This is a genomic window from Streptomyces sp. NPDC041108 (assembly GCF_055592645.1).
This window is the reverse complement of record NZ_JBVIYK010000001.1, coordinates 1,168,067-1,180,528: the sequence shown is the minus strand read 5'-3', so window position 1 is coordinate 1,180,528 and position 12,462 is coordinate 1,168,067. Positions and strand designations below refer to the sequence as shown.

Annotated in this window: 12 protein-coding genes; all 12 read right to left on the bottom strand. The window is 70.9% G+C overall.

Annotated elements, in window-relative coordinates; genetic code table 11:
• Positions 1–118: 118 nt before the first annotated feature.
• Positions 119–898 carry a hypothetical protein gene (locus ACZ6BB_RS05020; RefSeq protein ID WP_471613907.1) on the bottom strand — a complete coding sequence of 260 codons (780 nt, stop codon included), beginning with the start codon at positions 896–898 and terminating at the stop codon, positions 119–121.
• A 249-nt stretch (positions 899–1,147) separates the two neighbouring features.
• Positions 1,148–2,392: an ATP-grasp domain-containing protein gene (locus ACZ6BB_RS05015; RefSeq protein WP_471613906.1), complete on the bottom strand. Its 1,245-nt coding sequence runs from the start codon at positions 2,390–2,392 to the stop codon at positions 1,148–1,150.
• Positions 2,393–2,440: 48 nt separating this feature from the next.
• Positions 2,441–3,283, bottom strand: a complete 843-nt coding sequence (ddaH, locus tag ACZ6BB_RS05010) for a dimethylargininase (protein ID WP_471613905.1) — start codon at positions 3,281–3,283, stop codon at positions 2,441–2,443.
• A 52-nt stretch (positions 3,284–3,335) separates the two neighbouring features.
• Positions 3,336–4,523: an acyl-CoA dehydrogenase family protein gene (locus ACZ6BB_RS05005; RefSeq protein ID WP_471613904.1), complete on the bottom strand. Its 1,188-nt coding sequence runs from the start codon at positions 4,521–4,523 to the stop codon at positions 3,336–3,338.
• A gap of 1 nt (position 4,524) precedes the next feature.
• Positions 4,525–5,031 (bottom strand): flavin reductase family protein, encoded by a 507-nt coding sequence (locus ACZ6BB_RS05000; RefSeq protein WP_471613903.1) that lies wholly within the window; start codon positions 5,029–5,031, stop codon positions 4,525–4,527.
• Positions 5,032–5,049: 18 nt separating this feature from the next.
• Entirely contained in the window at positions 5,050–6,405 is a 1,356-nt protein-coding gene (locus ACZ6BB_RS04995) for an FAD-binding oxidoreductase (protein ID WP_471613902.1), read from the bottom strand.
• Positions 6,402–6,746, bottom strand: coding sequence for an avidin-fold protein (locus tag ACZ6BB_RS04990; RefSeq protein WP_059080008.1), 345 nt, complete (start codon positions 6,744–6,746; stop codon positions 6,402–6,404). The genes ACZ6BB_RS04995 and ACZ6BB_RS04990 overlap by 4 nt, the downstream gene beginning before the upstream one ends.
• Positions 6,743–8,041, bottom strand: coding sequence for an ATP-grasp domain-containing protein (locus ACZ6BB_RS04985; protein ID WP_471613901.1), 1,299 nt, complete (start codon positions 8,039–8,041; stop codon positions 6,743–6,745). Before ACZ6BB_RS04985 ends, ACZ6BB_RS04990 begins: the two co-directional genes overlap by 4 nt.
• Complete coding sequence (locus ACZ6BB_RS04980) at positions 8,038–9,111, bottom strand: FAD-dependent oxidoreductase (protein ID WP_179859962.1); 1,074 nt, start codon at positions 9,109–9,111, stop codon at positions 8,038–8,040. Before ACZ6BB_RS04980 ends, ACZ6BB_RS04985 begins: the two co-directional genes overlap by 4 nt.
• Positions 9,112–10,650, bottom strand: coding sequence for a class I tRNA ligase family protein (locus tag ACZ6BB_RS04975; RefSeq protein WP_471613900.1), 1,539 nt, complete (start codon positions 10,648–10,650; stop codon positions 9,112–9,114).
• Positions 10,647–11,018, bottom strand: coding sequence for a cupin domain-containing protein (locus tag ACZ6BB_RS04970; RefSeq protein ID WP_005484439.1), 372 nt, complete (start codon positions 11,016–11,018; stop codon positions 10,647–10,649). The genes ACZ6BB_RS04975 and ACZ6BB_RS04970 overlap by 4 nt, the downstream gene beginning before the upstream one ends.
• A complete protein-coding gene (locus ACZ6BB_RS04965) occupies positions 11,018–12,298 on the bottom strand; it encodes a SidA/IucD/PvdA family monooxygenase (RefSeq protein ID WP_471613899.1) in 1,281 nt (426 codons plus the stop codon). The genes ACZ6BB_RS04970 and ACZ6BB_RS04965 overlap by 1 nt, the downstream gene beginning before the upstream one ends.
• Positions 12,299–12,462: the final 164 nt, after the last annotated feature.

Sequence of the window (12,462 nt, the reverse complement as noted above, 5' to 3'; positions counted from 1 at the left end):
CAAGCCGAACCTCCGGTGGGCCGTGGCGCTGCTCGACGTCGCTTCCGCCTGGGGTGCGCGGGCCCCGGGCACGCATGGACCGCGCCCGGACCGGTGCTCTGCCGGGTCTGACAGATCGTCATGATGCCGTGGCGCCGGACGCGGGGTCCGTGGACAGCGCCTGGGGGCCGGGCAGCGCCGCGGTCTCCAGCAGCCGCTCCGCGTACGCCCAGGCCGCCGACTCGACCCAGGACGTCCGCACCAGCAGCGCCTGGAAAGCCACCAGGAGTGACTCCATCGCCAAGAGCACGGCCAGCAACGGGATGCCGGGCCGGCCCAGGAATCCGGGCGCGGTGAACATCCAGACCACTACGGCCAGCAGTCCTGCCGAGGCGACGGGCAGGGCGTACGGGCGCAACCCGAGCACATTGCGGCGAAACCCGTACTCGCAGTTCTGCTCCAGGACCAGTTCGCCCCCTGGCAGTCCGCGGGCCCGGACCCGCAGGGCCAGCCCTGCGGCATCGTAGATCTGGTCCGCCTTCTGCGGGTCCGCCGCCTCCTCCTGTCGGGTGGGCAGTTGCAGCGAAGGACCGGTGATCTCCTGAACCCTGGCATGCAGAAACCCGAGTTGCTGCCGGTTGGTGGGACCCCGCCAGCGCAGCATCTGCACACTGGGCTTTCCTCCCCAGGACAGGAAGAGCCGCTGCTCGATCCGCTTGCCCCTGCTGCGTCCCAGTTGGTCGGCGAACAGGGGCAGCCCGCTCAGCAGAACCAGTGACCACAGCCACTGCGTCCTGGGCAGGGTCGGGGCAGCCGCGGCGAGGGGCAACGCAAGCGGAAGCAACGCGATGAGGACGGGCCTCAGCCGCGCCCGCCGACTGTACTTGTCGAACAGGACAAAGAGCGCGCCGTGTCCCATGGCTCTCCCCCCAAGAAGTCAGCCGGCCATCGGCACCCGCACGGACCCGTCGGCTGAAATACCCCGTGGGCACTCCGACCATGCGAGCGCGACCTCGACGGCTCCCGCTGTTCCGCTCTCCGCCTGCTCGTGCACGCCGGACCGGGAGCGTGGGCACAGCCGAGGGGCACACCGCCCTGCGCCGGAAAAAGGCGAAGCGGGGACCTGGTTCGGCCCCCGGTCGCATCGGCATGCGTGGTGCGGGTGTGTTCAGACGGTGGTGATCCGGATCGCGTCGACCGTCTCCTCCGCCGTGCGCAGGGCGTCCGCCGACGTGGCTCCCCTGGTCATCACCGAGCCCACGCGGTCCCAGGAGCTCTGCAGTTCACGCACGGTGTCCCCGGGCTTCAGGTGCAGCGAGAGCGAGAGGACGTCCGGCAGCCGGCCCGCCTCCTCGGCGCCGTCGACCGACACCACCTCGCCGGGTGCCGCCTCCATGAAGCGGACCGCGGCGCCGCCCGCCGCCTTCCGCGGCAGCGGCTCCGGGCGTCGGCCCCGCATGACGGTGTAGAAGGCCCCGGCCAGGTCGATCCGGTACGCCTCCTCGATCAGCATCGGGATGCCGTCGCCGGGGAACCGGCCGGCGCACTCCACCAGGTACGGGCGGCCGTCGCTGACGATCCACTCGCAGTGCACCATGCCGCTGCCGAAGCCGACCGCGCGCAGCACCGCCTCGGTCTGGGACACCATCAGGTCGTTCAGCTCGTCCGGGAGGCCGGCGGCCGGCACCGTGTGGCCCAGCTCGACGGGGCGCGGGCCGGGGAAGAGCAGCTTGCCGGTGACGTTGGAGAACAGCGTCTCGCCCTCGCGGACCAGCAGTTCGACGCTGTACTCCGCGCCGCGGACGTACTGCTCGATGATCATCCGCAGTTCACGCTCCCGGTCCGGCACCCGGTCGCCCTCGTCCTGGCTGGTGCACTCCTCCCAGGCCGCGTCCAGGTCGTCCAGCGAGTGCAGCACCTTGGTGCCGACGGAGGCCTGCCGGTTGGCGGGCTTGAGGACCAGCGAGCCGGGGTGGGCGGCGGCGAACTCCCGTACCTCGTCCGGGGAGGTGACCTCCCGGGAGGCCGGGTTGGGGACACCCGCGGCCCGGGTGACCCGGCGCAGCAGCGACTTGTCCCGCATGACGGCGGCCGCTCCGGCGCCCGCCCCGGGCAGGCCGTACCGCTCGGCCAGCCGGGCCGCGAACGGCGTGGCGTACTCGACCAGCGGGGCCACCACGGCCGGGGCGAGGTCGGGGTAGGTGTTGTAGAACTCGTCCGCGGCGGCGGGGAGCTGGTACTCCCACTCGATCAGCTCGCGGAGTATCTCGGCGCCTTCGAGGGCCTGCTTGACGTCCTGCTTGCGGATCACGTCCGGCTCGTCGATGACGATCACGGAGTTGGGGGCGAACTCCTTGATGTAGGGCAGGATGTTGACGTATCCGACGATGATCCAGGGCTGCTGCTCGGTCATGATGCTTCTCCAGTGCCGGGACGGGGGCCGGGGGGCGCGGGTCGAGGGTCAGTGGCGGAGTTCGAGCGTGCAGCACTTGACGCTGCCGCCCGCCTTGAGCAGCTCGGACAGGTCCACGTGGTGGGTGCGGAAGCCGTGGGCGCGGAGCTTGGCCGCCAGGCCGGTGGCGGGCTCGGGGAGGATGACGTTGCGGCCGTCGGAGACGAGGTTGAGTCCGAAGAGCAGGGCGTCCTCCTCGTCGGCGAGGACGGCCTTCGGGAACAGGCTCTCCAGCACCCGCAGGCTCTCGGCGTCGAAGGCGCCGGGGTAGTACACGATCTCGTCGTCGTCGAGGGCGGCCAGGGCGGTGTCCAGGTGGTAGAAGCGCGGGTCGACGAGTTTCAGGCCGATCACCGGGCGGCCGAACAGTTCCCGGGCCTCGGCCTGGGAGCGGGGGTCGGAGCGGAAGCCGTTGCCGGCCAGGACGGCCCGTGCCGTCGTCACGTAGTCGCCCTCGCCCTCACTGGTGAAGGCGGCCTGGACCACTTCCGTATAGCCCCGGCCCCGGAACCAGTCGGCCCAGAACCCGGCCTCGGCGTGGCGCTCGGGGTGGCGGAACCTGGAGATCAGCACCTTGCCGTCGACCACGAGGGCGCCGTTGGCGGAGAACACCATGTCGGGCAGCCCGGGGGCCGCGTCGATCGTGCGGACCCGGTGGCCGAGTTCGACGTACAGGGCGCGCAGGTCCTCCCACTGGGCGAGGGCCAGGGCCTTGTCGGTGGGCTTCTCGGGGTTCATCCACGGGTTGATGCTGTAGGTGACCTCGAAGTGGTCGGGGCGGCACATCACGTAGTCCCGGGTGCGGGCCTGACGCTCAGTCAGTTCCAGTGCGGGCGCGAGAAGTTCGGTCATGGGAGGGGTCCCTTCGAAGTGAGGATGCGGTGAACGGGGCGCTGGTGCGCGGTCAGCCGGTGATGCCGAGGCTGAGGGGGAAGCCGGGCTTGGCGCCCAGGAGGTGCGCGCCGGCGGACTGCAGGATCTTGTCCTGGGCCACCACGTGCTGGCACATCGTCATGGTGTCGCGCAGCCAGCGGTCGAGCGGGCTGGGCTTGTAGATGGAGGCGGTCTGCATCAGGTCGTACAGGCGCATCACGATGGAGCGGGCGGAACGGAAGGCGTGCAGCCGGGACAGGGGCAGCGCGGCGCGCTCGTCGGGGGTGAGGTCGTCGAGGGTGCCGCCGGCGGCCAGCACCTCCCACTGGCGTTCCATCGCTGCGTAGACCGCGGCGCGGGTGGCGTTGAAGTCGGCCTCGCACTCGGCCAGTCCGACCTGGATGCGCCAGTTGTCGGCCCAGCCACCGCCGCCGGGCGGGGACTTGGCCACCACCTGCTCGCGCACCCAGTCCAGCGCGGCCCGGGCGACGCCGAGCGGGACACCGGGCATGTTCCGCATGTGCACCTCGGGCTGAGCCAGCGGGCCCTCGCCGTTGCGCACCGTGCCGAAGGTGAGAGTGCGCCCCTCGGGGACGAACACGTCGTGGATGGCGTAGTCGCAACTGCCGCTGCCCGCCAGGCCCGTGGTGTTCCAGGTGTCGATGATCTCGACCTCGGCCTGCGGCACCATCAGCAGGATGGAGTCGTGCGCGCCGTCGACCAGGTACGGTTCGCCGTCCTCGTAGATGAAGGCGCCGGAGATCACCCAGTCGGCGTGGGTGATGCCGCTGCCGAACTGCCACTTGCCGGTCAGCCGGTACCCGCCGTCGACGCGTTCGGCCCGGCCGGTGGGGAAGAGCAGGCCGGCGGTGGTCATGTCCAGCCGGGGGAACATCTCCTTGGCGACCGTCTCGTCGAGGAAGGAGGCGTAGAGGCCGGAGTCCATCCCGATCATCACGGCCCAGCCGGCCGAGGAGTCGCCGTAGGCCAGGGCCTCGACCACCTCGGTCTGCTCGACGGAGGTCAGCTCCGGGCCGCCCCATGCCTTGCTGAAGCCCATCCGGAACGCGCCGGTGGAGCGGATCAGTTCGACCACGTCGGCGGGGAGGCGGCGGTTCTGCTCGATCTCGACCGCGCGCTCACGCAGTCGCGGGGCCAGGGCACGGGAGGCGGCGAGGATCTCGGCGGCGGTGTTGGGAATCGCCTGGGTGTGCGTCATGTCAGGACTCCTTGCCGGTGGCGGTCGCGAGCTGGTGGAAGTTGCCGTGCAGGAAGAGCAGGGGAGGCTGCTGGTCGCGGACGCCGGTGGAGACCACCTCGCCGATCAGCATCGTGTGGTCGCCGAGGTCGAAGCTGTCCCAGAGCACGCACTCCAGGCTGCTCTGCGCGTCCAGCATCAGGGCGCCGGTGGCGGGGCCGGGGTTGGCCTCCAGTTCGGCGACGGCTCCGGCTCGGGCGTCGCGGCCCTTGGCCAGGCGCCGGGCCAGCGGCTCGGCGTCGCTGTCCAGGATGGAGACGGCCCACTTCTTGGTCTCCAGCAGATCGCCCAGGAACTGGGAGTCGCGGTGCAGCGACATGGAGACCAGCGGCGGGTCGAGCGAGACGGAGGTCAGTGAGTTGAGGGTGACGGCGTCGTGGCGGCGAAGGCCCCCGCGGTCCGTGTAGGTCGTGGCGACGCAGACTCCGGTGGCGAAGTTGCGCATCGTGCCGCGCAGATCGGGTGACATGACGGCTTCTCCTCGGAACTAGACGGCCTGGGCGAAGGTGAAGACCCGCTCGGGGTCGTAGCGGTGCTTGATCTCGCGGAGCCGGGGCAGGTTGGGGCCGAAGTAGGCGGCCTGGGCCTCGGACAGGTCGGGGTCGGCGAAGTTGACGTAGGAGGCGTCCCGGGCGTGGGCGCCCATCGCGGTGTGCAGCTCGGTCAGCCAGTCGAGGTTGGCGCGGCGCACCTCGCCGGGGTCGTCGGTGGACCAGGAGGTGTCCATGGAGACCAGGAAGAGGACGTCCCGGTGGGGGAAGGCGGTCTCGGTGACGGGTACGCGGTTGATGGCGCCGCCCCAGGTGAACAGGGCGATACCGGCGCCGTCCGGGTTGCCGCTGCCGGGCCACTTGCGCAGGGCGGTCAGCATGGTGTCCACGCCGGCCTCGGTGAGCGGCTCGCCGACCGTGCGGGTGCGGACCGCGAACGGGTCCCCCGAGGTCTCGTGGCGCAGGTAGTCCTTGGCCTCCCAGTAGCCGCGGTCCTCGATCTCCACGGTGGACGGCTTGCCGGTCTCCAGCGCGGGCGCCAGCAGCGCGCGCAGCTCCGAGGCCGGGCCCAGGTGCTGGCCGATCACCGAGACGACCCCGTCGTCGTCCCCGGACCGGTTGACCCCGATCCGTGCGGCGAACCGGTCCGGCGCGTCCCGCATGATGCGCTGCATCACCGGCAGGACCGCCTCGGCGTCGTCCATCGGCCACACCACGAGACAGGTGGAGCTGTCGACCGTCGGACGGGCCTGGAAGGTGAAGGAGACATTGATCCCGAAGTTGCCGCCGCCCCCGCCCTTGCAGGCCCAGAAAAGGTCGGGGTGGCGGGTCTCGTCGCAGACGACGAGCGTGCCGTCGGCGAGGACGATCTCGGTCTCCACCAGGGAGTCGCAGGTCAGACCGAAGGCGCGGGAGACCGCGGCCACGCCGCCGCCGAGGGTGAGGCCGCCGATGCCGACCTCGTCCGAGTTGCCGAGCGGCACCGCCAGGTCGTGGCGCTGGAGTTCGGCGTACAGCTCGCCGGAGCGGGCTCCGCCGCCGACCGTGACCAGTTCCCGCTCGCGGTCCACCGTGATGGTGTTGAGCCCGTGCAGGTCGAGCACCAGTCCCGGGGTGGCGGCCTGGCCGGCGTAGCTGTGGCCGCCGCCGCGGGCCACCACCGGCAGCCCCTGCTCACGGGCCCAGGCGATGCCCCGGGTGACGTCCGCGACGCTCGCCACCGAGAGGACCCCGGCCGGACGGATGTCCGCGTAGCGCTTGTTGAAGGCGCCGCTGTTCTCGTCGAAGCCGGGCTCCCCCGGCAGCCGCACCGTTCCGTCGACCCGCTCGCGCAGGCCCTGCCAGTCGGTCATCCCGCTTCCTCCGGTTCCGTCACTTCCGTCAGGTACGAGACGCCGGTCTCGGAGCGCGGTGTGTACCGCTTCCACTCCTCACGGAGCAGCAGACCGAACTCGATGTCCTGTTCAGGGGTGTTGACGGTGCTTCCGGCGATGACCTCGCCGCCGTCCAGCACCATCGTGTAGGCGAGGCGGAGGGTGCCGTCCGGCTCGCAGATCCCGTTCACGCTCCCCCGGCGCACCTGGCCTCCGGCGAAGTCCGCCCACACCAGGTCGTCCTTCTGGTGGTACTGGGCCGTCACCCCGTCCGCGGCGGCCAGTTTGCGGAACTGGCGGCCGTTGTAGTCGATGCTCATACGTCCGCGTCCAGCAGCCCGGCCGGCATCTCCAGCCGTGCGGCGACGTCCTTGCGCTCCAGCGGGTCCGTGTCCAGCTCGACGGCCGCGATGGCCGCGCCGAGGCGCTCCCGGCAGGTCCCGGTGTCCTCGCCGGCGCAGACCACGAAGGAGTGCCGGGAGAGGTATCCGCCGGGCGGGAGCCGCAGTTCGGTGCCCGGTTCGACCATCGGTGAGGCGGTCACCAGGCCCGGCAGTCCGGTCGGCACCCGCACCGCGTGGATGGTGGAGTCCTCCTCCGGGTAGCCGAAGCGGATGCCCGCGACCTCGTGCCGGGTGAAGGCGGTGTCCGGGCGGAGTCCGGCCGCGACCTCCACCAGCACCTCGCCGGTGTCGATCCCGGTGGCGATCCGGCCGAGGAAGGGGATCAGGTCGCCGCCGAGCCGGCCGTTGATCTCGATGATCACCGGGCCGTACGAGGTGAGCTTGACCTCGGTGTGGGTCAGTCCGTTCTCGACGCCGAGCACCTCGTGGGCCTTGGTCAGGACGTCGATCAGTTCCGGGTCCCGCAGCAGCGGGTCCGCCGCGTCCACGACATGGCCCACCTCCTCGAAGTACGGGTAGTGCCCGGTCTCCTTGCGGGCCACGAACAGCGCCCGGTACTCGCCCTGGTGGACGACGCCGTCGATGCTGATCTCGGGACCCCGGGCGTAGCCCTCCACGATCGCGCCGCCCCGGAAGGGCTCGTCGCCGACCAGGCTGGCGTTGGAGGCGACCAGGTAGGCACGCTCCAGCTGGGTCTCGTCCTCGGCGAGGACGACGCCCATCGAGGCGCCCAGCGCCCGTGGTTTGACGACCACCGGGTAGCCGATCCGGGCGGCGACCTCACGGGCCTGCTCCAGGGTGTCGGTCAGTTCGAAGCCGGGCTGGGGAAGGCCGGCGGCGGTCAGCATGGACCGGGTCCGGTGCTTGTCGCGGCAGCCCTGCACGCCGGCCAGTCCGAGGCCCGGGAGCCCGAACTCGGCGGCGAGTTCGGCGGCCGGCATCACCAGCGGCTCGTCGTAGCAGAACAGCCCGACCACCGTACGGCGGCTCGCGATCTCCCTGGCGGCGGCGCGGAGTTCGTCGTGGTCGAACACGTTGGCCACGGTGATCTCGTCGAAGTAGCCGGCCTGCCAGGTGGGCTTGAGGTTGTTGACCAGGACCAGTTTGAGGTCCAGCTCGGCCGCCCGGCGGGCGGCGGACTCGATCAGGTACTCGCGGTAGACCTTGAGTCCGCTGCCGATCACCAGCAGCACGCGGTCTTCGGCGCTCATATCGTCTCCTCCCGGAAGTCAGTGGTGAGTGCTTCGAGAATCCGTTCGGCGACCAGCGGGGCGGTACGGAAGCCGTCTCCGCCGCTGGCCGTCCTCGCCCAGGTGTGCGGGCCGATCTTGACCAGGTGGGCGGCGCCGGTCTCGGCGTCCACCAAGTAGTGGCAGCGCTTGACCGCGATCACGCTGTAGCGGTCGGGGTCGGTCAGGAACCGTTCGGCCAGGACCTGTTCGGCCCACCGGCGTTCCTCCACCGAGGAGCCGGTGGTGACCGCGTCCGCCTCCCGGCAGACCGAGGCCGAGCTGACCTTGAGGAGCGTCCCGTCGCCGGGCGGCAGCAGCCAGGCCAGGCCCGAGGTGCCGATCCGGCCGATCCCGGGGGTGTTCTCCCAGGCCGACGCCAGCTGCTCCGGCGGCTTGAGGTAGACCAGGGTCTGGCGGTGCAGCACCATCGGCAGGTCGACCAGGTCCTTGGACCAGGGGCCGGTGGCGATCAGGGTGAGGTCGGAGTCCAGGAACTCCGCGTCGGGCAGATACACCCGGCCGGTCTCCGGATCCACCGCCTTGACCTGCTGCCAGGGGCGCAGGGTGACGTTCGGCTGCTCGTTCAGCCAGCGGACGAGCACCTGCAGCGCGTGGTCGGCGAGCAGGACGCCGCCGTGGCGTTCCAGTACCCCGACGGTGTTCTCGGGGAAGCGGACGTGGGGTACGGAGTCCGGGTCGACCACGCTGACGGGCAGGTCGGCGGCGGCCGCGGCGGCCATCACCTCGTCCACCTCGTCGGCGGCCCAGGCGGTGATCATGCCCACCCGGCGGTAGAACTTGGACCCGGTCAGGGCCTCCAGCGCCATCCAGCGGCGGTGTGCCACCGCGACCCGCCGGGAGGCGGCGCGGTCGGTCAGGTCGAGGGCGCGGACGGCGCGGTGCTGGTCGAAGGAGGTGGAGCCGGGGTTCGGGATGGCGTCCCGGTCGAGGACCGTGACGTGGTGTCCGGCCAGTGCGCAGCGCACCGCCGAGAGCAGTCCGGTCACCCCGGCGCCGACCACCACTACGCGTCGTCTGTCGGTGGCCATCTACATCGCCTCGCCGTCCAGCCGCGGCAGCTGCCCCACGGTGACCTCGGTCGTCGGGTCGTCGTACGTCAGGCGGGTGCCGACGCCGGCGCGTTCGGCGAGGTCGATCAGGATGGGGGCGGCGCCCCGCAGTACGGTCCGCACCTGGTGGAAGAAGTCGCCGGCCTGTGCGTCGGTGACCTCCCAGCGGTCCAGCCGGCCCAGCTGTTCGGCCAGCGTCTCCGCCGCCCGGCCGAGGCTGAAGGTGTCGAGTTCGTAGGCGGCGGCGAACCGTGCGGTGATCCGGGCGGCGGCCTCACGGGAGGCGGCGGAGACCGGCAGGGTCTGCCCGGCCCAGCGTTCGGCCTTGGCGGCCACCCGGTTCCACGGCTCGACCAGCCGGGCTCCGGTGACGGCGGCCAGGGCCGACCAGCCGAAGTTGGTGCGCTGGTTCTCGGGGCTGGTGGCGGCCAGGTGGTAGCGGCCGATGTCCCGCGGCAGTCTGTCCGCGAGCTCCTGGCCCCAGACCAGGTGGCCCCGGCTGGTGGAGAACTTCTGGTGTTCCAGTTCGTAGAACTCGTTGGTGACGAAGCCGGCGGGCAGGGCGTACCGGTCGTGCAGGGCGAGCAGCATGGCCGCCCCGGCGATGGCGAACGGGAAGGTGTTGTCGAAGCCGAGGAAGTAGACGACCTCGGTGTCGGACTCCGGCCACCAGAGCTGGTCGTCCTCGGTCAGCACCTCGCCGCGTGCTTCGGCGGAGAGGCCGGTGGTGTAGATGGACCAGGCCATCGTCTCGGCGTTGGGGTTGACGCACTGTCCGGCGACCTCGGGGAAGGGGGCGGGGATGCCCCAGGAGATCGGGTAGGTGAGGGGGAAGTCCGGCAGCGGACGGGACAGCATCTCCTCGACGGCCTGGGCCATGTGCGGCCGCAGCGCGGCGCCGGTGGTGGCGAAGTACTCCCGCAGCCGTCCCCGGTACTCCTCCAGCGGCAGTACCAGGACCGGGATCTCATGCCATTCCAGGACCTCTTCGGGGTTCTCGGCGGAGCGGGCGTCGATCAGGTCGGCGGCGGCCAGGGGGTGGCCGCAGCTCTCGCAGAGCCCGGCGCAGCCCTCGGCCAGGCAGTTCGGGCAGCCGCCCTTGACGAAGCCGTCGACCAGGTACTGCCCGGTGCTCGGCGCGTAGGGGAACAGGGTGGGCCGCAGGACCAGCTTTCCCTCGTCGTGGAGCCGGCTGACGAACCGCAGCACCTGCTTGGTGAAGCGTTCCTCGTCCCGGGTGAAGCCGTCGACCTCGATGCCCATCGCGGCGAGGGTGGACTCGATCCTGGCGGTGGAGTCGGCGACCAGGGCCTCGGGGGTGGTGCCCAGCCGGCGGGCGGTGGTGACCACGAAGGTGGAGGTGTCCTGGGCGCCGGTGCCGAAGACGGTCTCCCGGCCGACGGCACGCTGGTAGCGGGTGAAGACGTCGGCGGCCAGGAACGGACCGGCCAGATGCCCGAGGTGCAGGTCGCCGTTGGCGGTCGGGGCGGGTGAGATCACCGCCACGCGCTTGCTCATGCTGTGCTCTCCTTCTGATGGCGGGTCAGGAAGCTCTCCGACATGTCGGTGTCCCACCAGATCCCGTAGTACTCGAAGTCCTCGGCGGAGCCGTTGACCACCTTGTGGTCGCAGCCCGGCGGCAGGTGGACGATGTCTCCGGCGGCGAACTCGCGCTCGGCGCCGTCCACGACCAGGGCGGCACGGCCGCTCAGCGCGATGAAGATCTCGTACTCGTGGTGGCTGTGCGGGGTGGACTCACCGCCGGCCCGGACCACGCACCAGGCGCCCTCGAAGGGGGCGTTGAGCGCGTCCCAGGGCTGCAGGCGTTCGCCCTCGATGCCGTAGGCGGGGGTCAGGTTGGCGCGGTCCAGTCGACGGATCTCCATCAGCGGACCCCGGTCGTGGCGCCGACGCTGCGGCGGTCCAGCAGGTCGGTGGTGATCTCGTGCGAGCGCTGGGCGAGCACGCTCAGCAGCGAGTCGGAGATGCCGTGGGTGCGCTCGTTGAAGCCCTGCAGATAGAGACCGGCGCGGGCCTCGCCGAGGTCCACCCGGTAGCGGCGGTTCACCTCGACGTGGTCGACGCCCACCTGGCCGGCCAGACTGCGGACCATCGCGGGCATGCGCTGGTCGTAGCCGGTGCCGAGCAGGACCAGGTCGCAGCGGAGGATCTCGACGCGGCCGGTCCTGCGGTCGCGCAGTTCGAGGACGACCTCGCCGTCCTCCTCGCGGGCCGCGATCACCTCGGTCATCGACCGGACGGCGGAGCGCTGCGAGCCCGTCAGTTTCTGCTCGTAGAGCTTCATGTACATCTCGTCGAGGAACGGAGCCGCCAGACCCGCGTAGTTGGTGAGGTGGACCTCGTCCAGGATCTGCTTGCGGGCGTCCGGGGAGCTGCCGTGGAACTCGTCGATGAAGGACGGGAAGAACAGCTCGTTGACGAACTTGCTGGTCTGGTAGTTCATCAGGCCGATCGAGCGGTGCACCAGGGTCGGCTGACTGAGCGGCAGGTCCTGGTGGACGGCGACGAACATCTCGGCGGCGCTCTGCGCGGCACCGATCACCACCACCCGTACCGGGCGGTCGATCGGGTACTGGGCGATACGGGTGGAGTACTGGGTGCTGTGGATCAGCCGGTCGTGCGGCAGATCGGCGAACTCCGCGGGGATGTTGGCGTCGCGGCCGGTGCCGACCACCAGGTCGCGGGCGTCCACGGTGTCGCCGTCGGTCAGGGTGACGCGCCAGCCGATCACGGTGCCGTCGTCGGCCTTGCGCGGGGCGACGCTCTGGGCCCGGGAGTTGTAGCGCACTCCCACGTGGTCCAGGGAGTTGGCCACCCACTGCAGGTACTCGGAGATCTCCCGGCGGAAGGGGTTGAAGGTGCCGAGGTTGACGAACTCGTCGAGCCGGCCCTTGGCGTGCAGGAAGGAGAGGAAGGAGAACCGGCTCTGGGGGTTGCGCAGCGTCACCAGGTCCTTGACGAAGGAGACCTGGCTGCGGGCGAACGGCAGCAGCAGGTTGCGCTGCCACACCACGTCGTGGTGCTGCTCCAGTATCAGCGTGTCGGATGCCAGTCCGGTGGCACCGGACTCCTCGATCGCCACCGCCAGGGCCAGGTTGGAGGGGCCGGCGCCGATCGCCAGGACCTCGACCTCGTGGTTAGTCATGCTCAGCCTCTCGTGACTCGTCCTACCGCTCGTTCGAGCGAGCAGGTGAACGGTCCGTCGTGCTGTTCGGATCCGTTCGATAGGACGAGTACAACGAGGTCGGCTGTTGATCGACAGGCTTGTCCGGAGCGGACAATCAACGGGCGTGGGCCCGCAGTTGATCG

What these genes read in the sequence shown, in the direction of transcription:
- ACZ6BB_RS05020 (WP_471613907.1), bottom strand. Translation starts at nt 898, where the DNA reads ATGGGACACGGCGCGCTCTTTGTCCTGTTCGACAAGTACAGTCGGCGG.
- ACZ6BB_RS05015 (WP_471613906.1), bottom strand. Translation starts at nt 2,392, where the DNA reads ATGACCGAGCAGCAGCCCTGGATCATCGTCGGATACGTCAACATCCTG.
- ddaH (WP_471613905.1), bottom strand. Translation starts at nt 3,283, where the DNA reads ATGACCGAACTTCTCGCGCCCGCACTGGAACTGACTGAGCGTCAGGCC.
- ACZ6BB_RS05005 (WP_471613904.1), bottom strand. Translation starts at nt 4,523, where the DNA reads ATGACGCACACCCAGGCGATTCCCAACACCGCCGCCGAGATCCTCGCC.
- ACZ6BB_RS05000 (WP_471613903.1), bottom strand. Translation starts at nt 5,031, where the DNA reads ATGTCACCCGATCTGCGCGGCACGATGCGCAACTTCGCCACCGGAGTC.
- ACZ6BB_RS04995 (WP_471613902.1), bottom strand. Translation starts at nt 6,405, where the DNA reads ATGACCGACTGGCAGGGCCTGCGCGAGCGGGTCGACGGAACGGTGCGG.
- ACZ6BB_RS04990 (WP_059080008.1), bottom strand. Translation starts at nt 6,746, where the DNA reads ATGAGCATCGACTACAACGGCCGCCAGTTCCGCAAACTGGCCGCCGCG.
- ACZ6BB_RS04985 (WP_471613901.1), bottom strand. Translation starts at nt 8,041, where the DNA reads ATGAGCGCCGAAGACCGCGTGCTGCTGGTGATCGGCAGCGGACTCAAG.
- ACZ6BB_RS04980 (WP_179859962.1), bottom strand. Translation starts at nt 9,111, where the DNA reads ATGGCCACCGACAGACGACGCGTAGTGGTGGTCGGCGCCGGGGTGACC.
- ACZ6BB_RS04975 (WP_471613900.1), bottom strand. Translation starts at nt 10,650, where the DNA reads ATGAGCAAGCGCGTGGCGGTGATCTCACCCGCCCCGACCGCCAACGGC.
- ACZ6BB_RS04970 (WP_005484439.1), bottom strand. Translation starts at nt 11,018, where the DNA reads ATGGAGATCCGTCGACTGGACCGCGCCAACCTGACCCCCGCCTACGGC.
- ACZ6BB_RS04965 (WP_471613899.1), bottom strand. Translation starts at nt 12,298, where the DNA reads ATGACTAACCACGAGGTCGAGGTCCTGGCGATCGGCGCCGGCCCCTCC.